This is a genomic window from Niveispirillum irakense DSM 11586 (assembly GCF_000429645.1).
GTDB lineage: Bacteria > Pseudomonadota > Alphaproteobacteria > Azospirillales > Azospirillaceae > Niveispirillum > Niveispirillum irakense.
Map to the genome: position 1 here is coordinate 1 of NZ_KE386933.1, position 22,736 is coordinate 22,736.

Here is a 22,736-nt window from a genome sequence, read left to right on the forward strand (position 1 = left end):
GAGCCATACCGGCGGGCGGACATTGGTCTGGTGTGATATCGAAGGCGCGGAGGACGTGCTGCTGGACCCTGTACGCTCTCCAGCCCTCACGGATATGGATATATTGGTAGAACTCCACCCAACCGACCGGGGGCACACGCGGGATACTGTGCCCGGCCGGTTCGCGGCCAGCCATGAAATCGAGATTCTCCAGCCGCGTGGCCATGTGCTGGAAATGCCGGAATGGATCAGGGAAAGCGGACAACTGAATCAGCTTCTGGTGCAGTTTGAATGGCGCGGCGCGTCCACCCCTTGGGCCATGATGCGCGCACGCAGCATGGCGCGGCCCGTTTGACGACAGGCACGAGCGGCGAGCGCCTTGGGTCTTGGCAATCATGCCGCAGCCGCCTAAATAGGCTGAGATTATTGAGTGGCAGGGAGTGCGCGTGATGGCGGGCGGGCAGTTTGCGGGGCGGGCGGGTTTGGTCTTCGCCGCGCTCAGCGGGGCAGGGGCGACCTCCATCATTGGCAGTGGTCTGCGCGCGTTGCCCGCTATGGCCGATATTGGCCAGCAATATCCTCAATTATTGATCTGGGGCCCGCTGCCGTTCGGCGCGCTCGTCGCGGTGGCCCATGTCTTCTGGGTCCGGAAGGTGTTGGCAAGCCGTCGCCCAGTGGTCGTCGCGGCGCCCCCGGCGCCTTCGCCCGTTCGCCCAGCCACGCCGGCGCCGTCGGGCAGCCTGCGGGCTCAGGTCCAGGCGGCGCAGCAAGAAGGTGATGGTGCGACCGGGCGATGGTCGCCCGATGTCCGTAACTGAGCCCCTGTGCGATGAACCGAACGCAATTAACCAATGCGCTGGACCTGATGGACCGGCTGTACCCCAATGTGCTGCGGCCTGATTACCGGGACGAGGTGCTGGGGCTGGGCGCGTCCTTCCCACCCCTTGCCCGTACGGCAAAGACATTGGCAGGGCTGCTGCATAATCTGCGGGGCCAGAAGCTGGATGCGCTTTCGGAGCAGGAGATCGAGGCGATCCGGACCCTGCACGACACGCTGCGCCTTGGCGCCCAACGGTTGCTGGACGCCAAGGATTGGCCCTACGACACCTGACCGATCAACCGCCGAACAGGACCGTATGCATCAGCCGGCCTGGTAGCAGAGTGAAGCCGCCGGTAATGATCAGGCCCAGGATATAAAGCAGGATCATGGAGCGGCGATGCTTGGCGATGTCGCCGCGCCGGGCCGCCTGTACGGAACGGTACAGCACGATCAGCACGAAGATGGACAGGAAATGGATCGGGCTGAAGGGCCCGATGATCTGCATCTTATGGATGGCGAAGGAGGACAAGGCCACGATGGCCATGATCCCTACCCAGAACCGACCGATCAGCCGGTGAATGTCCGTGCCCTTGGGCATGGCGAACTGTACCCCGCCCAGCGCGATGGATACGCCTGCCAGGACGGCGTGGATTTGAATCAGTGGTGATGCCGCTGTGAAGGCGGCCAAACCGGTTGCTGCCATGATACCCCTCTGAGCCCGATTTTCGTACCCGCCATGGGTGTGGCGGTACTTTTCATTTCCAATCGGAATATCAGGAAAGGCTTTCCCGGAAAAGAGGCCGGAAAACGCGGCATCCTGTTGATAACAATCTCCCTTGATCGTGACCGATCCGGGGAGATTTTGCGTTCCCTCAGGCGCCGGGCGCTGCCTCCGGCAGCTTGGCTTACGCCGCACGTGCGGCGGGCCGGCGGTCGCCGGCCTCCAATCCGCCGAAAGGTCAACCTTTCGGCGGATTGGTATGATACCGCGTTTTAATTCATACCAGACGGCTGCCCCAGAGATCATACTCATCGGCTTCATCAATGCGCGCGCGCACCATGTCGCCCGGCTTCAGGCCGGTTTCGCCGTTGAGGAAGACATTGCCGTCAATCTCTGGTGCATCGGACCAGGACCGGCCGATGGCCCCGTCTTCGTCCACCTCATCGATCAGCACATCCATTTCGCGGCCAACCTTGGCGGCGAAGCGCTTGGCGCTGATTTCCTGCTGGTGGGCCATCAGGCGGTTCCAGCGCTCCTCCTGCACCTCTGGCGGCACGGCACCGGGGATTTCATTGGCGGGCGCGCCGTCCACCGGCTCGTATTTGAAGCAGCCCAGCCGGTCGATCTGGGCCTCGGTCAGCCAGTCCAGCAGATACTGGAAATCCTGTTCCGTCTCGCCGGGGAAGCCGACGATGAAGGTCGAGCGCAGCGTCAGGTCCGGGCAGCCCTGGCGCCACATCTTGATCCGGTCCAGCACCTTGTCAGTGTTGGCCGGGCGCTTCATGGATTTCAGCACATTGGGGGCGGCGTGCTGGAAGGGGATGTCCAAATAGGGCAGTACCTTGCCCTCGGCCATCAGCCCGATCACCTCATCCACATGCGGATAGGGGTACACATAGTGCAGGCGGATCCAGGCACCGAGATCACCCAGCTCGCGCGCCAGGTCGATGAACTTGGCGCGGACCTGCCGGCCCTTCCACTTGCTCTCGGCATAGCGGGTGTCCATGCCATAGGCCGAGGTGTCCTGGCTGACCACCAGGATTTCCTTCACGCCGGCCTTCACCAGCGCTTCGGCTTCTGCCAGCACCATATTGGCGGGGCGGGAGACAAGATCGCCGCGGATGGACGGGATGATGCAGAAGGTGCAGCGATTGTTGCAGCCCTCGGAAATCTTCAGATAGGCGTAATGGCGCGGGGTGAGGCGCAGCCCCTGCGGCGGCACGACGTCCAGATACGGATCGTGGCGGGGTGGCACCACGTCGTGGACCGCGTTCACCACCTGCTCATACTGGTGCGGCCCGGTGACGGCCAGCACGTTGGGATGGCTCTGTCGGATCAGGCTTTCTTCTTTGCCCAGGCAGCCGGTGACGATAACCTTGCCATTCTCCTTGATGGCCTCCCCGATGGCTTCCAGACTTTCGGCCTTGGCAGAGTCCAGAAAGCCGCAGGTATTGACCAGCACCACATCCGCCCCGTCATAGGAGCCGGAAATCTCATACCCTTCCGAGCGCAGCTTGGTCAGGATGCGTTCACTGTCCACCAGCGCCTTGGGGCAGCCGAGTGAAACAATGCCCACCTTGGGGGCGGTGGGAAGGGAGATGGCAGGCTTGGTCATGGGGGTAGGTCCTTCGCGGGAAGGCGCCTATATAAGGCCAGAGCGTCCGCACGACCAGCCCATGCGCCGCATGACGGGCCGGCGGTGACAGCAAATGGCGCATGGGCGGGACGGCAGCGCCGCCTTGATCGCGGCCAGGGGGCGTGCCGAGTCTGGTCTTTGTCTGCCATTAATGGTCGCTATCCTGTCTGACGACGCACCTCCGGCGGGCACGAAAGGTGCGCGATCCGGGGTCTGGTGCTCTGGCTGCGTCCTGCTGCGCCTCCGGACCAGCCCTGCGGACTCCAAGGGGTGCCGTTGCGTGCTGAACGTGGCGGAAATCCAAGGGTCGCGCTTGACGGTCCCGTGACTCCTCCATATAGTCCCGCAACCTATTTCGGGGGGGAAGGCGTGGTGTGCCCATCGGGTGCCCCAGGCATATCCCCCAGACCTGGCTTGATCCCTGTGCTGAGGGGCTGGCTGGCGCTAACCGGAACAGTCGATAGCCGCAACCGAGTCCTTGTTCGGACGGCGTATGGAATCTGCCCCGCGCGGAGCCTCTGGTTTCGCAAGCGGGTATTTTTCGTCCGTCGTCACGAGTGCCGAATCAGGGAATTGTGCGCGGCCTGGATTGGAATTCGATTCCCCGGTGACGGGGACGACAGCAAGAGCGAAGGGCTTTCATGCCGACGATCAGTCAGTTGATCCGCAAGCCGCGGGCTCCGTTGGTGGCCCGGGACAAGGTGCCGGCACTGCAGGAGTGCCCGCAGAAGCGTGGCGTCTGCACCCGTGTTTACACCACCACCCCGAAGAAGCCGAACTCGGCACTCCGTAAGGTCGCCCGCGTGCGCCTTACGAACGGCTACGAGGTCATCAGCTATATCCCCGGTGAAGGTCACAATCTCCAGGAGCACTCGGTCGTCATGATCCGCGGTGGTCGTGTGAAGGATCTTCCCGGTGTGCGTTACCACATCATCCGCGGCACGCTCGATACTCAGGGCGTTAAGGACCGTAAGCAGCGTCGTTCCAAGTACGGTGCGAAGCGGCCCAAGTAAGGAGATCGAGTTATGTCCCGTCGTCGTAAAGCCGATAAGCGCGAAGTTCTGCCCGACGCCAAGTTTGGCGACATCGTGCTGACCAAGTTCATGAACTGCCTGATGTATGACGGCAAGAAGTCGGTGGCTGAGTCCATCGTTTATGGCGCCCTCGACCGCATCGAGCAGAAGGCCAAGCAGGACCCCCTGCAGCTGTTCCATGACGCCCTGAACAACGTCCGTCCGTACCTGGAAGTTCGTTCCCGCCGCGTCGGTGGTGCCACATATCAGGTTCCGGTGGAAGTGCGCACCGAGCGCGCGCAGGCTCTGGCGATCCGCTGGATCATCGGTGCTGCCCGCAACCGTTCGGAAAACACCATGACCGAGCGCCTTTCCGGTGAGTTGCTCGACGCTGCCCAGCAGCGCGGCACGGCCGTGAAGAAGCGCGAGGACACCCATCGTATGGCCGAGGCCAACAAGGCCTTCTCGCACTACCGCTGGTAAGTGTCGAGCCCAGCCTGAGGCGGAAGTCCAGAGATGTCCCGGTCCCACCCCATCGAACGCTATCGGAATATCGGCATTGCCGCGCATGTTGATGCCGGCAAAACGACGACGACTGAGCGCGTCCTCTTTTATACGGGGCGGTCCTATCGCATTGGCGAGGTCGATAACGGCACCGCCACGATGGACTGGATGGAACAGGAACGGGAACGGGGCATCACCATCACCTCAGCGGCGACGACCTGCTTCTGGAAGGACCACCGGATCAACATCATCGACACGCCGGGCCATGTCGACTTCATGATTGAGGTCGAACGGAGCTTTCGCGTGCTGGATGGTGCGGTGGCGATTTTCGATGCCGTGTCGGGTGTGGAGCCGCAGTCGGAGACGGTCTGGCGGCAGGCGGACAAGTACCGCGTGCCGCGCATCTGTTTCATCAACAAGATGGACAGAACCGGGGCTGACTTTTTCCGCACCGTGGGCATGATCCGGGAGCGCCTTGGCGCCCACCCGGCCATGCTTCAGTTGCCGCTGGGTGTTGAGCAGGACTTTATCGGCGTCATCGACCTGATCGCCTTCAAGGCGGTCATCTGGGACGATGACATGCTGGGTGCCCGTTTCCGCACCGTGGATATCCCTGCTGATCGGCTCGAAGAGGCGAAGGCGCATCGCGCCCGGCTCGTTGAACTGGCGGTGGAGATGGATGAGGCGGCGACCGATGCCTATCTCCAGGGCGATGAGCCCGACGAGGAAGGTTTGCGGCGCCTGATCCGCAAGGGAACCATCGCGCAGCGTCTGGTTCCCGTCCTGTGCGGGTCCGCTTTCAAGAACAAGGGCGTTCAGCCGATGCTGGATGCCGTCGTCGATTATCTGCCGTCTCCGGCAGATGTCGCCGATGTTCAGGCCGTTGCGCTGGATGGGGCCGTTGTGACCTGTCCGGCGACTGATACGGCGCCGTTCGCGGCGCTGGCGTTCAAGGTGATGAATGATCCGGTTGCCGGCTCACTCACCTTTGCGCGCATCTATTCCGGGATGCTTCGCCAGGGGGCCAAAGTGGCCAATCCGGGCAAGCGCGGGGAAGAAGAGATCGGTCGCATGCTGTTGATGCATGCCAACAGCCGGGAAGAAATCGCTGAGGCTTTTGCCGGTGATATCGTCGCTTTCGCTTCGCTGGAAGCGACAAGCACCGGTGACACGCTGTGTGACCCCGCCCATCCGCTCCTGCTGGAGCGGATGGAGTTCCCCGAGCCGGTGATCGAGGTTGTGGTTGAGCCCCATACAGAGGCCGACCATGACCGGATGGCGGTGGCACTCGGTCGCCTGGCGGCCGAGGACCCTTCTTTCCGTGTCGGTCGTGATCCGGAAAGCGGGCAGGCGGTGCTGCGCGGTATGGGCGAGCTTCATCTGGAGATCATCGTCGATCGCATGCGCCGGGAATTCCGGGTGGATGCGGCGGTGGGGCGTCCCCAGGTCGCCTATCGCGAGAGGGTGACGCAGCGGGCGGAAGCCGATTTCATCCATAAGCGGCAGGCTGGTGCGCTCGGGCATTATGCCCGTGTCAGGCTGGCGGTTGAACCGGGTGTGCCCGGTTCCGGTCTGGTGTTTGAGAACAAGGTCGCGGGTGACCATCTGCCGAAGGAATTCGTGCCAGGTGTTCGATCCGGGATCGAAGCGGTGGTTGCTTCCGGTGTCGTGGCGGGTTTTCCCGTTGTCGATCTCCGGGTCGAACTGCTGGATGGTGCTTTCCATGATGTGGACAGTTCCGTCCTGGCGTTCGAAACGGCGGCCCGCGGGGCTCTGCGGGAGGCGCTGGCGAAGGCGCGGCCCGTCCTGCTGGAGCCGGTGATGAAGGTTGAGGTGGTGACGCCGGATGATTATCTGGGCGACATCATCGGTGACCTGAACAGCCGTCGTGGTCAGGTGGCCGGGATCGATCAGCGGGGCAATGCCCAGGTCATCGGCGCTTCGGTGCCGTTGGCGACGATGTTCGGCTATGTGAATACGCTCCGGTCCATGAGCAAGGGCCGGGCGCAATATACGATGCAGTTTGAACGTTACGAGCAGGCGCCGCAGGCGATCGCCGAGGGCATCCGTGCCAAGGTGGCTTGACGCCAAAAGCCGTAAACCAATGATGATGTGAGGACGAGAAAATGGCGAAGGCAAAGTTTGAGCGGACGAAGCCGCACTGCAACATCGGCACGATCGGCCACGTTGACCACGGCAAGACGTCGCTGACCGCGGCGATCACCAAGGTTCTGGCCGAGAAGGGCGGCGCGACCTTCACCGCCTATGACCAGATCGACAAGGCCCCGGAAGAGAAGGCTCGTGGTATCACGATCTCGACGGCGCACGTTGAGTATGAGACGGACAACCGTCACTACGCGCACGTGGACTGCCCGGGCCACGCCGACTATGTGAAGAACATGATCACCGGTGCCGCCCAGATGGACGGCGCGATCCTGGTCTGCTCTGCCGCTGACGGCCCGATGCCGCAGACCCGCGAGCACATCCTGCTGGCCCGTCAGGTTGGCGTTCCGGCGCTGGTCGTGTTCCTGAACAAGATGGATCTGGCCGATCCGGATCTGGTGGAACTGGTTGAGCTGGAAGTGCGCGAGCTGCTGTCCAGCTACGGCTTCCCGGGCGACGATATTCCGATCGTGAAGGGTTCCGCGGTTTGCGCGCTGAACGACACGAACCCGGAAATCGGCCGTGACGCGGTCCTGGCCCTGATGGCCGAGGTTGACCGTTACATCCCGCAGCCGGAGCGTCCGGTTGACAAGGCCTTCCTGATGCCGATCGAAGACGTGTTCTCGATCTCCGGTCGCGGCACCGTGGTGACCGGCCGCGTTGAGAGCGGCATTGTGAAGGTTGGTGAGGAAGTCGAAATCGTCGGTATCCGTCCGACGACCAAGACGACCGTTACCGGCGTTGAAATGTTCCGCAAGCTGCTGGACCAGGGCCAGGCTGGCGACAACATTGGCGCGCTGCTGCGCGGCACGAAGCGTGACGATGTGGAGCGTGGTCAGGTTCTGGCGAAGCCGGGCTCGATCAACCCGCACACGGACTTCGAAGCCGAGACCTACATCCTGACGAAGGAAGAGGGTGGCCGTCACACCCCGTTCTTCGCCAACTACCGTCCGCAGTTCTACTTCCGTACGACGGACGTGACCGGTTCGGTGACGCTGCCGGAAGGCACCGAGATGGTGATGCCGGGCGACAATATCCGCTTCGCCGTGAAGCTGATCGCCCCGATCGCCATGGATGAAGGCCTGCGCTTCGCCATCCGCGAAGGCGGCCGCACCGTCGGCGCCGGCGTCGTGTCGAAGATCGTCAAGTAAGCCTATCGCTTCGACGCATCACAGCAATGTGGTGGGGCCGGCCCGAAAGTACTTGGGGCCGGCCCACTCTTTGGGTATAAACCCTGCTCTTTTTGGGGTCTAGGACATGGACAATCAGAATATCCGGATCCGCCTTAAGGCGTTTGATCATCGCGTGCTCGACCAAAGCACCAGCGAGATCGTCAACACCGCGAAGCGGACCGGTGCGCGCGTCCGCGGTCCGATTCCGCTGCCCACGCAGTTGGAAAAGTTCACGGTCAACCGCAGCCCGCATATCGACAAGAAGTCGCGCGAGCAGTTCGAGATCCGCACCCACAAGCGTCTGCTCGACATTGTCGATCCGACGCCCCAGACCGTGGATGCGCTGATGAAGCTCGATCTGGCCGCCGGCGTTGATGTCGAGATCAAGCTGTAAGTTAGTTTGATGTGAGTACGGGACCTCTCCCGATTGAGGATGTCCCGAGTGAGGAGAAAACAGATGCGATCCGGATTGATCGCGCAGAAGGTCGGCATGACCCGCGTCTTCACTGACGAGGGTGAGAGCGTGCCGGTGACTGTGCTGAAGCTGGACCAGGTCCAGGTGGTTGCTCACAAGACGGAAGAGAAGGATGGCTACACCGCCCTCCAGCTCGGCGCCGTCAAGGCCAAGGTGAAGAACGTCGCCAAGGCCCAGCGTGAGATGTTCGCCAAGGCGAAGGTCGAGCCGAAGAAGAAGCTCGTTGAGTTCCGCGTCGAGCCCGCCAACCTGATCGAGGTTGGTGCTGAGCTGACTGCGGACCATTTTGTTGCCGGCCAGTTCGTCGACGTCCAGGGCACTTCCCTCGGTAAGGGTTTTGCCGGTGGTATGAAGCGCTGGAACTTCGGTGGTCTGCGCGCTACCCACGGCGTGTCCGTGTCCCACCGCTCCATCGGTTCGACCGGTGGCCGTCAGGACCCGGGTAAGACCTTCAAGAACAAGAAGATGCCTGGTCACCTCGGTGCCGAGACCGTGACCGTGCAGAATCTGAAGGTCGTGTCGGTTGATGCCGATCGCGGTCTGATCCTGGTCAAGGGCGCTGTCCCGGGCCATGAGGGCGCCTATGTCCTCGTCAAGGACGCCGTCAAGAAGAAGCTGCCCGAGGGCGTGCCGTTCCCCGGCGCTTTCCGTGCCCCGGCGGCCGAAGCTCCTGCGGCGCAGGAGGGCTGATAAATGAAGACGTCCGTTAAGAATCTGAAGAACGAGACCGTCGGCGAGATCGAGCTGTCGGAAGACGTGTTCGGCCTGCCCGCCCGTCAGGACATCCTGGCGCGCATGGTGCTCTGGCAGCTCGCCAAGCGCCGCGCTGGCACGCACAAGACCAAGGGCATCTCCGAGATCTCCGGTACCACGAAGAAGCCGTGGCGCCAGAAGGGCACCGGTCGCGCCCGTCAGGGTTCCGTCCGTTCGCCGCAGTTCCGCGGTGGTGCGCGCATTTTCGGGCCGGTCGTTCGTTCCCACGAACATGACATGACCAAGAAGGTCCGCAAGCTCGCGCTTAAGACCGCTCTGTCGGTCAAGGCCGCTGAAGGCAAGCTGGTTGTGCTGGAAAGCGCCGCCACTGAGACCCACAAGACCAAGGTGCTGTTCGGCCAGCTCCAGGCCCTGGGCCTGAAGTCCGCGCTGATCATCGATGGCGCCAATGTGAACGAGCTGTTCTTCCGGGCTGCTCGCAACATCCCGCACATCGACGTGCTGCCGGAGCAGGGCGCCAACGTGTACGACATTCTGCGCAAGGACGTTCTCGTCCTGACGCGTAATGCCGTCGAGCAGCTGGAGGCTCGCCTGAAATGAGCAACGCCAAGAAGACGATTGTCTCGGCCGAGCGCATGTACGATCTGATCGTCGCGCCCGTGATCACCGAGAAGGCCACCATGGGCTCCGAGCATAACCAGGTCACCTTCAAGGTGCGTCTGGATGCGAAGAAGCCGGAAATCAAGGCCGCGATCGAAGGCCTGTTCAAGGTGAAGGTCACGGCGGTCAATACCGTCGTGGTCAAGGGGAAGACCAAGCGCTTCCGTGGGACGATCGGTCGCCGGTCGGACTACAAGAAGGCCGTGGTCACCCTCGCCGAGGGCAGCACGATCGACGTGACCACCGGGGTGTGAGGACAGAGCGATGGCACTGAAGACTTTCCGTCCCATTACGCCGAGCCTCCGCCAGTTGGTTATGGTGGATCGCTCCGAGCTGTATAAGGGCAAGCCCGTTAAGATGCTGACCGAGGGTCTTTCCTCCTCGGGCGGCCGTAACAACACCGGTCGTATCACCGCCCGCCGTATCGGCGGCGGTCACAAGCGCACCTATCGTATTGTCGACTTCAAGCGTCGCAAGTTCGACATGCCGGCAGTCGTGGAGCGTTTGGAATACGACCCCAACCGTACCGGCTTCATCGCTCTGGTGAAGTACGAGGACGGCACGCTCTCCTACATCCTGGCTCCGCAGCGCCTGAAGGCTGGTGACACTGTCATCGCCGGCGAAAAGGTCGATGTGAAGCCCGGCAATGCCATGCCGCTGAAGAACATTCCCGTTGGCACGATCGTGCACAATGTGGAGCTCAAGGCAGGCAAGGGCGGCCAGTTGGCCCGTTCCGCCGGCACCTACCTGCAGCTGGTCGGTCGCGACCAGGGCTATGCTCAGCTGAAGCTGCCCTCGGGCGAGCTGCGCATGGTTCGCGGCGAGTGCATGGCCACGATCGGCGCTGTCTCCAACCCCGATCAGTCCAACATTGTGATCGCCAAGGCCGGTCGTAATCGTTGGCTGGGCAAGCGTCCGTCGGTTCGTGGCGTTGCCATGAACCCGATCGACCACCCGCATGGTGGTGGTGAAGGCCGCAGCTCCGGTGGTCGTCATCCGGTCACCCCGTGGGGCAAGCCGACCAAGGGCAAGAAGACGCGTCAGAACAAGGCCACGGATAAGCTCATTATCCGTCGTCGCGCTAAGTAAGGAGTGCTGCCGTGACTCGTTCCGTTTGGAAGGGGCCGTTCGTAGACGGCTACCTGTTGAAGAAGGCAGACAAGGCGCGTGCGTCCGGCCGCAACGAGATCATCAAGATCTGGTCGCGTCGTTCCACCATTCTGCCGCATTTCGTTGGTCTGACCTTTGGCGTCTATAATGGCCAGAAGTTCCTGCCGGTGCTGGTGACCGAGAATATGATCGGTCACAAGTTCGGTGAGTTCTCGCCGACCCGGACGTTCTATGGCCACGCGGCCGACAAGAAGGCGAAGAGGAAGTAATCATGGGAAAGCCTGCTGCAGAGCGGCGCCTCAGCGAGACTGAGGCCAAGGCGTTCGGCGGAATGATCCGCACGAGCCCGCAGAAGCTGAACCTGGTTGCGCAGCTGATCCGCGGAAAGTCCGCTGGTGAAGCCGTCGCCCTTCTGACATTTTCCAAGCGTCGTATCGCTGGCGAAGTGAAGAAGGTCCTCCAGTCCGCCATCGCGAACGCCGAGAACAATCACCAGCTGGACGTTGACCGGCTTTTCGTTTCGCACGCGACCGTGGGTAAGGCCCTGGTCATGAAGCGCTTTCATGCCCGCGCTCGCGGTCGTGGGGCTCGCGTTGAAAAGCTGTTCAGCAACCTGACCGTGATCGTTCGTGAGCGCGTCGAGGAGAAGGCCGGGGAGGCCGCTGAGTAATGGGTCAGAAAGTCAATCCGATCGGCCTTCGCGTCGGTATCAACCGCACCTGGGACAGCCGCTGGTTCGCTGATCGCGACTATGCCAAGCTGCTGCACCAGGACCTGCGTCTGCGCAAGTACCTGCAGGCTCGCCTGCAGGCCGCTGGCGTCAGCCGCGTGGTCATCGAGCGTCCGGCCAAGAAGGCCCGCGTCACCATCCACACGGCCCGTCCGGGTGTGGTGATCGGCAAGAAGGGTGCGGACATCGAAAAGCTGCGCTCTGAGCTCAGCAAGATGGCGGGTTCCGAGGTGAACCTGAACATCGTCGAGATCCGCAAGCCGGAACTGGACGCCCGTCTGATCGCCGAGAACATCGCCAGCCAGCTGGAGCGCCGTGTGGCCTTCCGTCGCGCCATGAAGCGCGCCGTGCAGTCCGCCATGCGCTTGGGCGCCCAGGGTATCCGGATCAACTGCTCCGGTCGTCTGGGTGGTGCTGAAATCGCTCGTATCGAGTGGTATCGCGAAGGCCGTGTGCCGCTGCACACCCTGCGCGCCGACATCGACTATGGTGTTGGCACCGCGATGACCACCTACGGCACCTGCGGTGTCAAGGTGTGGGTGTTCAAGGGCGAGGTCCTCGCGCATGATCCGATGGCGCAGGACAAGCGCGCCGGCGATCAGGCCCCGGCCCGCTGAGACGCCGGATACTGGCAGGGATATAGAGAAGGCTACATGCCATGCTGAGTCCGAAGCGTACTAAGTACCGCAAGGCGCACAAGGGTCGTATCCACGGCGCCTCCAAGGGCGGCACCGATTTGAACTTTGGTGCTTTTGGCTTGAAAGCGGTCGAACCTGCGCGTATTACCGCGCGTCAGATCGAATCCGCTCGTCGCGCCATCACCCGCCACCTGCGTCGTCAGGGACGCGTGTGGATCCGGATTTTCCCGGATCTGCCCGTGTCGTCGAAGCCGGCTGAAGTGCGAATGGGTTCCGGTAAGGGTTCGCCCGAATTCTGGGCCGCGCGCGTTGCGCCGGGTCGTATCATGTTTGAGCTCGATGGTGTGCCGGCGGATCTCGCCAAGCGCGCTTTCGAGTTGGCTGCTGCGAAGCTGCCGATCAAGGTGCGTATGGTCACCCGTCTGGGTGAAGGGGGTGAGGCATGACGAAGGCTACTGACCTTCGCGGCAAGAGCCAGGACGAGCTGAACGATCAGCTCCTCCAGCTCAAGAAGGAACAGTTCAACCTGCGTTTCCAGAAGGCCTCTGGCCAGCTGGAGAACACGGCGCGGGTTCGTGAGGTGCGTCGCGATATCGCCCGCATCAAGACCATCCTCGGCCAGCAGACCTCGTCTGCTGCCGTTGCATCCTAAAGGAGGGGTTAACGATGCCCCGTCGCATCCTGCAGGGTACCGTGGTGTCCGACAAGGCCGACAAGACCGTTACGGTTCTGGTCGAACGCCGCGTTATGCACCCCGTGTATAAGAAGTTCATCAAGCAGTCCAAGAAGTACGCCGCTCACGACGAGACGAACGCTGTCAAGATCGGGGACGTTGTCCAGATCGAAGAATGCCGTCCGATCTCGAAGTCCAAGCGGTGGACCGTGCTGGCGACTCCGGTCGCCGACAATGGCTGAATCGACACCGGCGGCCTCGGTCGCCGGTTTTGATTTTGCCGAATACATTTGAAGATAAGGAAGCCATTCCATGATTCAGATGCAAACCAACCTGGAGGTCGCCGATAATAGCGGCGCGCGCCGGGTGCAGTGCATCAAGGTGCTGGGCGGCGCTGGTCGTCGCTTCGCCGCCATCGGCGATGTTATCGTCGTGTCGGTGAAGGAGGCGATTCCGCGCGGCCGCGTGAAGAAGGGTGACGTGCATCGCGCTGTCATCGTTCGCACCGCCAAGGAACTGCGCCGTGAGGACGGTTCCGTCATCCGCTTCGACCGCAATGCCGCCGTGCTGATCAACAAGCAGGGTGAGCCGATCGGTACCCGTATCTTCGGGCCGGTTACTCGTGAGCTGCGCGGTAAGAAGTTCATGAAGATCATTTCGCTGGCGCCGGAGGTGCTCTGATGGCTGCGAAGATCCGTAAAGGTGACAACGTCGTCGTCATTGCCGGTAAGGACAAGACGAAGACGGGTGAAGTCATCGAGGTGCTGCCGACCGAAGGTCGCGTCAAGGTGCGCGGTGTCAACCTGGTGAAGAAGCACCAGCGTCAGACCCCGATGCAGCAAGGCGGCATCGTCGAGATCGAGGCTGCGATGGACATTTCCAATGTCGCGCACATCGACCCCAAGACCAACAAGCCGACCCGCGTTGGCTTCCGGACCCTGGAGGACGGCCGCAAGGTCCGCTTCGCCAAGGCTTCCGGCGAAGTGATCGACCAGTGAGGCGCACAATGGCTGCCCGTCTGAAGGAACATTACGACGCCGAGATCCGTGGCAAGTTGAAGGCGGAGTTTAACTACGCCAACGACATGCAGATCCCGCGTCTCGAGAAGATCGTGATCAATATGGGCGTCGGCGAAGCCGCCGGCGACAGCAAGAAGGTCTCCCAGGCCGTTGCTGATCTGACCGCTATCTCCGGTCAGAAGCCCGTTGTCACGAAGGCCCGCAAGTCCATCGCGCAGTTCAAGCTGCGTGAAGGCATGCCGATCGGCTGCAAGGTGACGCTGCGCGCTGACCGCATGTACGAGTTCCTTGACCGTCTGGTCACCATCGCACTGCCCCGCGTCCGCGACTTCCGCGGTATCCCGGGCACCAGCTTCGATGGCCGTGGGAACTACGCCATGGGTCTGAAGGAACAGCTCATTTTCCCGGAAATCGATTACGATAAGATCGACGATATCCGGGGCATGGACATCATCTTCGTCACCACGGCCAAGACCGATAAGGAAGCCAAGGCTCTCCTGAAGGCTTTCCAGATGCCGTTCGTCGGTGAGGCGGGTAACAATGGCTAAGAAGAGCTCTGTCGAGAAGAACAAGCGTCGCACCGAGCTGGCGGCGAAGCATCGGGAAAAGCGCGCGGCCCTCAAGGCCATCGCGCGCAGCCGTGACCTGCCGGATGACGAGCGGTTCGCTGCTGTCCTGAAGCTGGCGCAGCTGCCCCGCAATGGCAGCCGTACCCGCATCCGGAACCGTTGCGAACTGACGGGGCGTCCGCGCGCCTTCTATCGCAAGTTCCGCTTGTGCCGTGTCGCCCTGCGTGATCTCGCCAGCAATGGTCAGATCCCGGGCATGACCAAGTCCAGCTGGTAAGGAGGGTCGGGTAATGAACCTGAGCGATCCCCTGGGCGATATGCTGACCCGTATCCGTAACGGTCAGAAAGCCCGCATGTCGGTCGTTAACAGCCCGGCCTCCAAGCTCCGCACCAATGTGCTGGAAGTTTTGAAGCGCGAAGGCTACATCCGCGGTTATTCCGTGGAAGATGTGAAGCCCGGTGTGCGCAATCTGCGCATCGAGCTGAAGTACCATGAAGGCGAACCGGTCATTAAGGAAGTGCATCGCGTTTCCAAGCCGGGCCGCCGGATTTACTCCAAGATCGCCGATCTCCAGCGCGTGTATAACGGCCTGGGTATTGCGATCCTCTCGACGCCGCGCGGCGTCATGTCTGACAACGAGGCCCGCGCCGCCAATGTTGGCGGTGAAGTCCTCTGCAAGGTGTTCTAAGGAGCACGGCCATGTCGCGTATCGGAAAGCATCCGGTGCCGGTTCCGGCCGGGGTAACCGTTCAGGTCACCGGTCAGACTGTCACCGCCAAGGGTAAGCTGGGCCAGCTCAGCCTCACCCTCATCGACGAGATCGAAGCGAAGCTGGAGGACGGCAAGGTTGTCGTCTCTCCGCGCAACGAAACGGTTCGCGCTCGTCAGAACTGGGCCACCGCCCGCACGAACGTCGCCAATCTGGTGACCGGTGTGGAGAAGGGTTTCACCCGCAACCTCGAAATCACCGGCGTCGGCTACAAGGCCGCCGTCGCTGGCAGCGAGCTGGTGTTGAACCTCGGTTTCAGCCACGACATCCGTTACCCCATTCCCGCGGGTATCACGATGAAGTGCGACAAGCCGACCTCCATCTCGATCTCTGGTGCCGACAAGCAGCAGGTGGGTCAGATCGCCGCGGAAATTCGCTCTTATCGTCCGCCAGAGCCCTACAAGGGCAAGGGTGTGAAGTACGATAACGAGACGATCGTCCGCAAAGAAGGCAAGAAGAAGTAAGGCGGCCGTCGATGAGCAAGCAACAGGATCTCAACCAGCGCCGCAAGGCGCGGGTGCGTGCCCGGCTCCGCAAGGTCAGCGGCGGTCGCGTTCGTCTCTCCGTCTTCCGGTCGAGCCAGCATATCTATGCCCAGATCATCGACGACACGGCGGGCCATACGCTCGCCGCTGCGTCGACCCTGGACAAGGGGCTGCGCGAAGGTCTGAAGACCGGTGCCGATATCGAAGCGGCCAAGGCCGTCGGCAAGCTGATTGCCGAACGCGCTCTGGCCAATGGTGTCAGCACCGTCGTTTTCGACCGCGGCCAGTATCTGTTTCACGGGCGTGTGAAGGCTTTGGCCGACGCCGCCCGCGAAGCCGGCCTGCAGTTCTAAGGGGGTAGCAATGGCTCGTAATGAGAACAGCGCGGCCGGCGGCGAAGGTGAGCGGCGTAACCGCGATCGTGGCGAACGCCGCGAGCGTGGTGAGAACCGCGATCGTCGTGAGGAACGCGAAGGCGACGATCTCGTCGAGAAGCTCGTCGGGATCAACCGCGTCGCCAAGGTGGTGAAGGGTGGCCGTCGTTTCGGCTTTGCCGCCATCGTCGTCGTTGGTGATGCCAAGGGTCGTGTCGGCGTCGGTTCGGGCAAGGCCCGTGAAGTGCCGGAAGCCATCCGCAAGGCAACCGATCAGGCCAAGCGGTCGATGATCCGCGTGCCGCTGCGCGAAGGCCGCACGCTGCATCACGATGTGTATGGTCACTTCGGGGCCGGCAAGGTGGTGCTTCGCGCCGCCCCGCCGGGTACCGGCATCATCGCCGGTGGCCCGATGCGCGCCATCTTCGAAGCTCTGGGCGTGGCGGACGTGGTGACCAAGTCGGTCGGCACCTCCAACCCGCACAACATGATCAAAGCGACCTTCGACGCTCTGGCGCAATGCGTCAGCCCGCGTGCTGTGGCCGCCCGTCGTGGCCGTCGCGTTTCCGATATTCTCGGCAAGCGCGAAGGTGAGAAGGAGGCCGCGTAAATGGCTGACAAGAACACCGTCATCGTGACCCAGACGGGGAGCCCGATCGGCCGCAAGGCCGATCAGCGGGCCACCCTGATCGGTCTGGGTCTCAACAAGCTGAACCGCACGCGCGAGCTGGAGGATACTCCGGCCGTTCGTGGCATGATCGCCAAGGTTCGGCACCTCGTGCGCGTCGAGGAGGCCTCGTAAGAGGTTTCCCCGATACGGCTTGAAGGATAGAGATCATGAAGCTCAACGAAATCCGCGAAAACGATGGCGCCCGCAAGGAACGCCTGCGTATCGGCCGCGGCATCGGGTCCGGTAAGGGCAAGACCGGTGGCCGTGGTGTGAAGGGTCAGAAGTCCCGTTCGGGCGTCTCGATCAAGGGCTTCGAAGGCGGCCAGATGCCCCTGCATCGCCGTCTTCCGAAGCGCGGCTTCTCGAACGTGCCGTTCGCCAAGGACTACGCGGTGGTCAATGTCGGTTCCATTCAGAAGGCCATTGATGATGGTCGCCTGAACGCCGGCGAGACCATCAACGCTGAAGCGCTGGTTGCGGCTGGTATTGTCCGCAACGCCCGCGACGGCGTTCGCCTGCTGAACAAGGGCACCCTCACTGCCAAGGTCACGGTTGACGTGGCCGGTGCATCGGCCGGCGCTATCGCCGCTGTCGAAGCCGTTGGCGGCAAGGTGACGGTTCCGGCCGTTGAGGCCGCCGAAGGCTGATAAGCCGACGGTCAGGACATGATGCAAGGCCCCGGGGCAACCCGGGGCCTTGTTTCATTTCAGCATCAGGACAGGGGCGCGCCATTGCGACCATCGTCCGGGGAGGGGGAAGCAGCATTGACCTGACGGGAAAATGCCGATATCCAGCCTACCAACGGTCGTGCGGAGCCGGACCTATTGGCGCAGCACCATTGCATGCCGCACTTTCATATTGACCGCAGCGGCGCCGCCCTGTTCATAGCCATGTAACAACATGGGCCGGGGTGTGCCGGCCGGGTTTGCGACTTCAAGGGGCCTTTCATGGCATCAGCTGCCGAGCAACTTGCCGCCAACATGAATTTCGGCGCCTTCTCCAAGGCGACGGAACTCAAGAAGCGGATTTGGTTCACCCTGGGGGCGTTGATCGTCTACCGTCTCGGGACCTATATCCCGCTGCCGGGCATCAACAGCGAGGCTTTCGCCAGCTTCTTCGCCAACCAGTCGGGTGGCATCCTGGGCATGTTCAACATGTTTGCCGGTGGTGCCGTGGAGCGCATGAGCATCTTCGCGCTCAACATCATGCCCTACATCTCCGCCTCGATCATCATCCAGCTCATGACCGCTGTGTCGCCGACGCTGGAGACGTTGAAGAAGGAAGGCGAGTCGGGCCGAAAGAAGATCAACCAATATACCCGTTACCTGACGGTGATCCTCGCCGTTGTGCAGTCCTATGGGCTGGCATTGGGGCTTGAGGGCATGAACCAACAGGGAGGGGCGGTCGTCATTGATGCCGGCTGGTTCTTCCGCATCTCCACCGTCATCACGATGGTGGGCGGCACGATGTTCCTGATGTGGCTGGGTGAGCAGATTACCGCGCGCGGGGTCGGCAATGGCATCTCGCTGATCATCTTTGCTGGTATTGTGGCGGCCCTGCCGGGCGCCTTCGCACAGATTTTGGAATTGGGCCGGACCGGCGCTATGAGCACCTGGTTCATCATCGGCCTGCTGATCCTGGCCGTGATCGTCATCACCGGCATCGTGTTCTTCGAACGGGCGCAGCGTCGTCTGATCGTGCAGTACCCGAAGCGCCAGGTCGGCAACAAGATGTTCGGGGGCGAGTCCTCGCACCTGCCGCTGAAGCTGAACACCGCCGGCGTTATCCCGCCGATCTTCGCCTCGTCGCTGCTGCTGCTGCCGCTGACCATGGTCGGCTTCTCTGGCGTCGGCGCTGCGGGGGCGGCTGATGGCGGAAGCTGGTGGTCCAGCGCCCTTGAGTTGATCACCCGTAATGTGGCGCATGGCACTCCGCTTTATATGGTGCTGTATGCCGCGCTGATCATCTTCTTCTGTTTCTTCTATACCGCCATCGTCTTCAACCCGACCGAAACGGCCGATAACCTGAAGAAGTATGGTGGTTTCATTCCGGGCATTCGTCCCGGCAAGAACACGGCCGACTATCTGGACTTTGTCCTGACGCGCCTGACATTTGTCGGTGCCGCCTATATCACGGTGGTCTGTCTGTTGCCTGAACTGATGATGGCCGAGTATGGCGCTGCCTTCTATTTCGGCGGTACCAGCCTGCTCATCATGGTGACGGTGACCATGGATACCGTGGCACAGGTCCATTCGCACCTGCTGGCGCACCAGTATGAAGGCCTGATCAAGAAGGCCAAGCTGCGTGGGAGACGTGGATGAACCTGATCCTGTTGGGACCGCCGGGGGCCGGCAAGGGGACGCAGTCCCAGCGTCTGGAGAAGAAGTACGGTACGATCCAGCTTTCGACCGGTGATATGCTGCGCGCCGCGGTGCGCAGCGGGTCGGAACTGGGCCAGCGCGCCGACGCCATCATGAAGGCAGGGCAGTTGGTACCGGACGAGGTCATGATTGAGATGATCTCGGAACGGATCGATCAGCCGGATTGTGCCAAGGGCTTTATCCTGGATGGTTTTCCGCGCACCGTGCCGCAGGCCGAAGCGCTGGATGCCATGCTGGCTGACAAGGGCCTCAAGCTCGACCATGTGATCGAGATGAAGGTGGATGGTCCGGCGCTGGTTACCCGCGTGACAGGCCGCTTCACCTGCGCCAAGTGCGGCACGGGTTATCATGACAGCTTCAACCCGCCCAAGGTTGCCGGTGTCTGCGATAATTGCGGCTCTACCGAGTTCACCCGTCGCGCTGACGATAATGCCGAAACCTTCGGCAAGCGTCTGGCGGCATATGAGCGGGATACTGCACCGATTCTCCCCTATTACCGGGAGCATGGCGTGCTGAAACAAGTCGATGGAATGGCGGAGATCGACGAGGTCACCCGCCAGTTGGAAGCCATTATCGGCTGATTGCCGATTGCTGCTGAACAAGCGAGGGGCGGGTACCGATGGTGCCCGCCCCTTGTTGTTTCTTCCGCGCTTGACAGGGCGTGAACCCTGCCTATAATGCGCGCCTTCGATCTGTTACAGGGTCGATCGCACGGATAGAAACTCTGTTCCGGATAAGTGCCGGGGCGGAGTCTTTTGCGTGTATGCATTTGAAGATCCCGATTATCGGGATTTCTTCGGATGAGATGTCCCGAGTTCGTCCGGCTGCCCCGCCACGGGTGCCGGTGCCGACAGGCGGGATGTGGACGAAGATCGCCCGACTTTCTTGGTCGGGCATAGCGAGGAGAGAACACGTGGCGCGTATCGCTGGCGTTAATATCCCCACGGCTAAGCGTGTGGTGATCGCCCTTCAGTACATTCATGGTATCGGTCCGAAGTTCGCGGCTGACATCTGCTCCAAGGTTGGTATCCCCGACGAGCGCCGTGTCAACCAGCTGACCGACGACGAAGTTTTGCGCATTCGCGAAACCATCGATGCCGATTATCGCGTGGAAGGCGACCTGCGTCGCGAAACCGCGATGAACATCAAGCGCCTGATGGACATGGCCTGCTATCGCGGCCTGCGTCATCGTAGGGGCCTTCCGGTCCGTGGCCAGCGCACGCACACCAATGCGCGCACCCGCAAGGGCCCGGCCAAGCCGATCGCCGGCAAGAAGAAGTAAGACTGGAGACCTGACAAATGGCAAAGCCCAACGCCTCTGCGCGTCTCCGTCGTCGCGAGCGCAAGAACATCACCTCTGGCGTCGCTCACGTGAACGCCAGCTTCAACAACACCATGATCACCATCACCGACGCGCAGGGGAACACCATCTCCTGGTCGTCGTCGGGCACCATGGGTTTCAAGGGTTCGCGTAAGTCGACCCCCTATGCTGCCCAGATGGCTGCCGAGGACGCTGGCCGCAAGGCTCAGGAACACGGCATGAAGACGCTGGAAGTGGAAGTCAAGGGTCCGGGTTCGGGCCGTGAATCCGCTCTGCGCGCGCTGCAGTCGATCGGCTTCCAGATCACGTCCATCCGCGACGTGACGCCGATCCCGCACAACGGCGTTCGTCCGCCGAAGAAGCGCCGCGTCTGATCCAGACCGAGGCATCCCGGCACCCGCACCGTTCGGGAAAGAGGGGCGCACGCCATCGCGCCCCTCCACGCATTGAACGGTTGGCCCCATCTGCGAAAGCCGGTGGGACCGTGGTGTGCCGGAATGTTGCTTTGACCCGATGGCATGAGGCATAGCCGTGATCCAGAAGAACTGGCAGACTCTCGAAAAGCCGAACAAGTTGGAAATCACGCCGGGTAATGACCCGAAGCGTGAAGCCGTTATCGTCGCCGGCCCGCTGGAGCGTGGCTTTGGCCTGACGCTCGGCAATTCCCTGCGTCGTGTTCTGCTCTCGTCCCTGCAGGGCGCCGCCGTCACCTCGATCCATATCGATGGTGTGCTGCACGAATTCTCCTCGATCCCCGGCGTCCGCGAGGACGTGACCGACATCGTCCTGAACATCAAGGCGATGGCGCTGAAGATGGGTGCTGAAGGCCCGCGCCGCATGCGGCTGCGCGCTGAAGGCCCGTGCAACGTCGTGGCCGGGATGATCGATACCGGTGCCGATATCGAGGTGCTGGATCCCGATCACCTGATCTGCACGCTGGATGCCGGTGCGCGTCTCAGCATGGAACTGACGGTTCATTCCGGTAAGGGCTATGTCGCCGCTGCCATGAACCGTCCGGAAGATGCCCCCATCGGCCTGATCCCGGTGGACAGCATCTTCTCGCCCGTGTCCAAGGTCGCCTACAAGGTGGAAAACACCCGCGTTGGCCAGACCACGGACTATGACAAGCTGCTGCTGACCGTTGAGACTAACGGCGCGGTCACGCCGGAAGACGCGGTGGCCATCGCCGCCCGTATCCTGCAGGACCAGCTGCAGATGTTCATCAATTTCGAGGAGCCGCAGGCGGCCGTGGCCGAGACGAAGGCGGACGAAATCCCCTTCAACAAGAACCTGCTGCGCAAGGTGGACGAGCTGGAACTGTCGGTCCGTTCGGCCAACTGCCTCAAGAACGACAATATCGTCTATATCGGCGATCTGGTGCAGAAGACCGAGGCGGAGATGCTCCGTACCCCGAACTTCGGCCGCAAGTCGCTGAACGAGATCAAGGAAGTGCTGGCCCAGATGGGTCTGCATCTCGGCATGGAAATCCCGAACTGGCCGCCCGAAAATATCGAGGACCTGGCCAAGCGTCTGGAAGAGCCGTACTGAGCTTGACGTTACGGGCGGAGCCGACTAGGTTCCGCCCCTTGTTTCACTTTGGGCATTCCGCCCACCCCCGCCGTACTGGCCCTTTTCGGGTACCGGCGCTTGCGGGGATCGCCATCGGTTCCGCCCCGCGGGGCCATGCTATGAAGGAGAGTACCCATGCGTCATGGAATGTCCGGGCGTAAGTTCAGCCGCACCACCTCCCACCGTCTGGCCATGTTCTCCAACATGGCGAACGCCCTGATCAAGCACGAGCAGATCAAGACCACCCTGCCGAAGGCGAAGGATCTGCGTCCGATCGTCGAAAAGCTGATCACGCTCGGCAAGAAGGGTGGCCTGTCCGCCAAGCGCCAGGCTTATGCCGAGCTGCGCGACAATGCCGTTGTGGACAAGCTGTTCACCGTCATCGCCGAGCGCTACAAGGACCGCAACGGTGGTTACACCCGCGTCCTGAAGGCCGGCTTCCGGTATGGCGACAACGCCCCGATGGCTGTCATCGAGTTCGTTGATCGCGATCTGGCCGCCAAGGGCCAGGATAGCGGCCCGGTCCTGGTGAAGGACGAGGACGGCGAAGAAGCCGCCGCCTGATATCAG

At 62.1% G+C, this 22,736-nt stretch carries 36 protein-coding genes; 34 read left to right on the plus strand and 2 right to left on the minus strand.

What is annotated here, in order from left to right:
• From G473_RS30660 to G473_RS0113905, 3 genes are all read left to right on the plus strand, one after another.
• On the plus strand, positions 1-334 hold a 334-nt coding region (locus tag G473_RS30660), incomplete at its 5' end, for a hypothetical protein (RefSeq protein WP_035707368.1).
• Between the two features lie 94 nt (positions 335-428).
• The gene (locus G473_RS0113900) at positions 429-797 is read left to right on the plus strand and encodes a hypothetical protein (RefSeq protein ID WP_029013595.1); all 369 of its coding nucleotides are present in this window, start codon (positions 429-431) and stop codon (positions 795-797) included.
• An 11-nt stretch (positions 798-808) separates the two neighbouring features.
• A complete protein-coding gene (locus G473_RS0113905; protein WP_029013596.1) occupies positions 809-1,090 on the plus strand; it encodes a hypothetical protein in 282 nt (93 codons plus the stop codon).
• Between the two features lie 4 nt (positions 1,091-1,094).
• Here the strand turns inward: G473_RS0113905 and G473_RS0113910 are convergent, their stop codons facing one another.
• Both G473_RS0113910 and rimO read right to left on the minus strand, forming a co-directional pair.
• A complete protein-coding gene (locus tag G473_RS0113910) occupies positions 1,095-1,502 on the minus strand; it encodes a DUF2306 domain-containing protein (protein ID WP_035707371.1) in 408 nt (135 codons plus the stop codon).
• A 295-nt stretch (positions 1,503-1,797) separates the two neighbouring features.
• Complete coding sequence (gene rimO, locus G473_RS0113920; protein WP_029013598.1) at positions 1,798-3,135, minus strand: 30S ribosomal protein S12 methylthiotransferase RimO; 1,338 nt, start codon at positions 3,133-3,135, stop codon at positions 1,798-1,800.
• A 662-nt stretch (positions 3,136-3,797) separates the two neighbouring features.
• Between rimO and rpsL the strand changes: the two genes are divergently transcribed.
• The 31 genes from rpsL to rplQ all read left to right on the plus strand — a co-directional run bounded on the left by rpsL (position 3,798) and on the right by rplQ (position 22,730).
• A complete protein-coding gene (gene rpsL, locus G473_RS0113925) occupies positions 3,798-4,169 on the plus strand; it encodes a 30S ribosomal protein S12 (protein ID WP_029013599.1) in 372 nt (123 codons plus the stop codon).
• Between the two features lie 12 nt (positions 4,170-4,181).
• A complete protein-coding gene (gene rpsG, locus G473_RS0113930) occupies positions 4,182-4,652 on the plus strand; it encodes a 30S ribosomal protein S7 (RefSeq protein ID WP_029013600.1) in 471 nt (156 codons plus the stop codon).
• 33 nt (positions 4,653-4,685) lie between these two features.
• Positions 4,686-6,758: an elongation factor G gene (fusA, locus tag G473_RS0113935; RefSeq protein ID WP_029013601.1), complete on the plus strand. Its 2,073-nt coding sequence runs from the start codon at positions 4,686-4,688 to the stop codon at positions 6,756-6,758.
• A gap of 41 nt (positions 6,759-6,799) precedes the next feature.
• Positions 6,800-7,987, plus strand: a complete 1,188-nt coding sequence (gene tuf / locus G473_RS0113940) for an elongation factor Tu (RefSeq protein WP_029011721.1) — start codon at positions 6,800-6,802, stop codon at positions 7,985-7,987.
• A 106-nt stretch (positions 7,988-8,093) separates the two neighbouring features.
• Positions 8,094-8,402: a 30S ribosomal protein S10 gene (rpsJ, locus tag G473_RS0113945; protein ID WP_029013602.1), complete on the plus strand. Its 309-nt coding sequence runs from the start codon at positions 8,094-8,096 to the stop codon at positions 8,400-8,402.
• A gap of 63 nt (positions 8,403-8,465) precedes the next feature.
• Positions 8,466-9,173 (plus strand): 50S ribosomal protein L3, encoded by a 708-nt coding sequence (gene rplC, locus G473_RS0113950; protein ID WP_029013603.1) that lies wholly within the window; start codon positions 8,466-8,468, stop codon positions 9,171-9,173.
• Positions 9,174-9,176: 3 nt separating this feature from the next.
• Positions 9,177-9,797: a 50S ribosomal protein L4 gene (rplD, locus tag G473_RS0113955; protein ID WP_029013604.1), complete on the plus strand. Its 621-nt coding sequence runs from the start codon at positions 9,177-9,179 to the stop codon at positions 9,795-9,797.
• On the plus strand, positions 9,794-10,111 hold the full coding sequence (locus G473_RS0113960; RefSeq protein WP_029013605.1) for a 50S ribosomal protein L23: 318 nt from the start codon (positions 9,794-9,796) through the stop codon (positions 10,109-10,111). Before rplD ends, G473_RS0113960 begins: the two co-directional genes overlap by 4 nt.
• Positions 10,112-10,121: 10 nt before the next feature.
• Positions 10,122-10,946, plus strand: coding sequence for a 50S ribosomal protein L2 (gene rplB, locus G473_RS0113965; RefSeq protein WP_029013606.1), 825 nt, complete (start codon positions 10,122-10,124; stop codon positions 10,944-10,946).
• An 11-nt stretch (positions 10,947-10,957) separates the two neighbouring features.
• Positions 10,958-11,236 (plus strand): 30S ribosomal protein S19, encoded by a 279-nt coding sequence (rpsS, locus tag G473_RS0113970; RefSeq protein WP_029013607.1) that lies wholly within the window; start codon positions 10,958-10,960, stop codon positions 11,234-11,236.
• A gap of 2 nt (positions 11,237-11,238) precedes the next feature.
• Positions 11,239-11,637: a 50S ribosomal protein L22 gene (gene rplV / locus G473_RS0113975; protein ID WP_035707378.1), complete on the plus strand. Its 399-nt coding sequence runs from the start codon at positions 11,239-11,241 to the stop codon at positions 11,635-11,637.
• Complete coding sequence (rpsC, locus tag G473_RS0113980; RefSeq protein ID WP_029013609.1) at positions 11,637-12,314, plus strand: 30S ribosomal protein S3; 678 nt, start codon at positions 11,637-11,639, stop codon at positions 12,312-12,314. Before rplV ends, rpsC begins: the two co-directional genes overlap by 1 nt.
• A gap of 41 nt (positions 12,315-12,355) precedes the next feature.
• On the plus strand, positions 12,356-12,781 hold the full coding sequence (rplP, locus tag G473_RS0113985) for a 50S ribosomal protein L16 (protein ID WP_029013610.1): 426 nt from the start codon (positions 12,356-12,358) through the stop codon (positions 12,779-12,781).
• Entirely contained in the window at positions 12,778-12,987 is a 210-nt protein-coding gene (gene rpmC / locus G473_RS0113990; RefSeq protein ID WP_029013611.1) for a 50S ribosomal protein L29, read from the plus strand. The genes rplP and rpmC overlap by 4 nt, the downstream gene beginning before the upstream one ends.
• A gap of 14 nt (positions 12,988-13,001) precedes the next feature.
• Positions 13,002-13,250 carry a 30S ribosomal protein S17 gene (gene rpsQ / locus G473_RS0113995; protein WP_029013612.1) on the plus strand — a complete coding sequence of 83 codons (249 nt, stop codon included), beginning with the start codon at positions 13,002-13,004 and terminating at the stop codon, positions 13,248-13,250.
• 70 nt (positions 13,251-13,320) lie between these two features.
• On the plus strand, positions 13,321-13,689 hold the full coding sequence (rplN, locus tag G473_RS0114000; protein WP_029013613.1) for a 50S ribosomal protein L14: 369 nt from the start codon (positions 13,321-13,323) through the stop codon (positions 13,687-13,689).
• Positions 13,686-14,006, plus strand: a complete 321-nt coding sequence (gene rplX, locus G473_RS0114005) for a 50S ribosomal protein L24 (protein WP_210163348.1) — start codon at positions 13,686-13,688, stop codon at positions 14,004-14,006. The genes rplN and rplX overlap by 4 nt, the downstream gene beginning before the upstream one ends.
• An 8-nt stretch (positions 14,007-14,014) precedes the next feature.
• On the plus strand, positions 14,015-14,575 hold the full coding sequence (gene rplE, locus G473_RS0114010; RefSeq protein ID WP_029013615.1) for a 50S ribosomal protein L5: 561 nt from the start codon (positions 14,015-14,017) through the stop codon (positions 14,573-14,575).
• Positions 14,568-14,873, plus strand: a complete 306-nt coding sequence (gene rpsN, locus G473_RS0114015) for a 30S ribosomal protein S14 (protein WP_029013616.1) — start codon at positions 14,568-14,570, stop codon at positions 14,871-14,873. Before rplE ends, rpsN begins: the two co-directional genes overlap by 8 nt.
• Positions 14,874-14,886: 13 nt before the next feature.
• Positions 14,887-15,285, plus strand: a complete 399-nt coding sequence (rpsH, locus tag G473_RS0114020) for a 30S ribosomal protein S8 (RefSeq protein WP_029013617.1) — start codon at positions 14,887-14,889, stop codon at positions 15,283-15,285.
• An 11-nt stretch (positions 15,286-15,296) separates the two neighbouring features.
• On the plus strand, positions 15,297-15,830 hold the full coding sequence (gene rplF / locus G473_RS0114025; protein ID WP_029013618.1) for a 50S ribosomal protein L6: 534 nt from the start codon (positions 15,297-15,299) through the stop codon (positions 15,828-15,830).
• An 11-nt stretch (positions 15,831-15,841) separates the two neighbouring features.
• Positions 15,842-16,204 carry a 50S ribosomal protein L18 gene (gene rplR, locus G473_RS0114030; protein ID WP_029013619.1) on the plus strand — a complete coding sequence of 121 codons (363 nt, stop codon included), beginning with the start codon at positions 15,842-15,844 and terminating at the stop codon, positions 16,202-16,204.
• A gap of 10 nt (positions 16,205-16,214) precedes the next feature.
• Positions 16,215-16,835 carry a 30S ribosomal protein S5 gene (rpsE, locus tag G473_RS0114035; protein WP_029013620.1) on the plus strand — a complete coding sequence of 207 codons (621 nt, stop codon included), beginning with the start codon at positions 16,215-16,217 and terminating at the stop codon, positions 16,833-16,835.
• Complete coding sequence (gene rpmD / locus G473_RS0114040) at positions 16,836-17,027, plus strand: 50S ribosomal protein L30 (RefSeq protein ID WP_029013621.1); 192 nt, start codon at positions 16,836-16,838, stop codon at positions 17,025-17,027.
• Between the two features lie 35 nt (positions 17,028-17,062).
• Positions 17,063-17,542 (plus strand): 50S ribosomal protein L15, encoded by a 480-nt coding sequence (rplO, locus tag G473_RS0114045; RefSeq protein WP_029013622.1) that lies wholly within the window; start codon positions 17,063-17,065, stop codon positions 17,540-17,542.
• 300 nt (positions 17,543-17,842) lie between these two features.
• The gene (gene secY, locus G473_RS0114055) at positions 17,843-19,216 is read left to right on the plus strand and encodes a preprotein translocase subunit SecY (protein WP_029013623.1); all 1,374 of its coding nucleotides are present in this window, start codon (positions 17,843-17,845) and stop codon (positions 19,214-19,216) included.
• A complete protein-coding gene (locus tag G473_RS0114060) occupies positions 19,213-19,857 on the plus strand; it encodes an adenylate kinase (protein ID WP_029013624.1) in 645 nt (214 codons plus the stop codon). The genes secY and G473_RS0114060 overlap by 4 nt, the downstream gene beginning before the upstream one ends.
• A 332-nt stretch (positions 19,858-20,189) precedes the next feature.
• Positions 20,190-20,558, plus strand: coding sequence for a 30S ribosomal protein S13 (rpsM, locus tag G473_RS0114065; RefSeq protein WP_029013625.1), 369 nt, complete (start codon positions 20,190-20,192; stop codon positions 20,556-20,558).
• A 17-nt stretch (positions 20,559-20,575) separates the two neighbouring features.
• The gene (gene rpsK, locus G473_RS0114070; protein ID WP_029013626.1) at positions 20,576-20,971 is read left to right on the plus strand and encodes a 30S ribosomal protein S11; all 396 of its coding nucleotides are present in this window, start codon (positions 20,576-20,578) and stop codon (positions 20,969-20,971) included.
• A gap of 157 nt (positions 20,972-21,128) precedes the next feature.
• Complete coding sequence (locus tag G473_RS0114075; protein WP_029013627.1) at positions 21,129-22,145, plus strand: DNA-directed RNA polymerase subunit alpha; 1,017 nt, start codon at positions 21,129-21,131, stop codon at positions 22,143-22,145.
• 156 nt (positions 22,146-22,301) lie between these two features.
• A complete protein-coding gene (gene rplQ / locus G473_RS0114080) occupies positions 22,302-22,730 on the plus strand; it encodes a 50S ribosomal protein L17 (RefSeq protein ID WP_029013628.1) in 429 nt (142 codons plus the stop codon).
• The last annotated feature ends 6 nt before the right edge of the window (positions 22,731-22,736 follow it).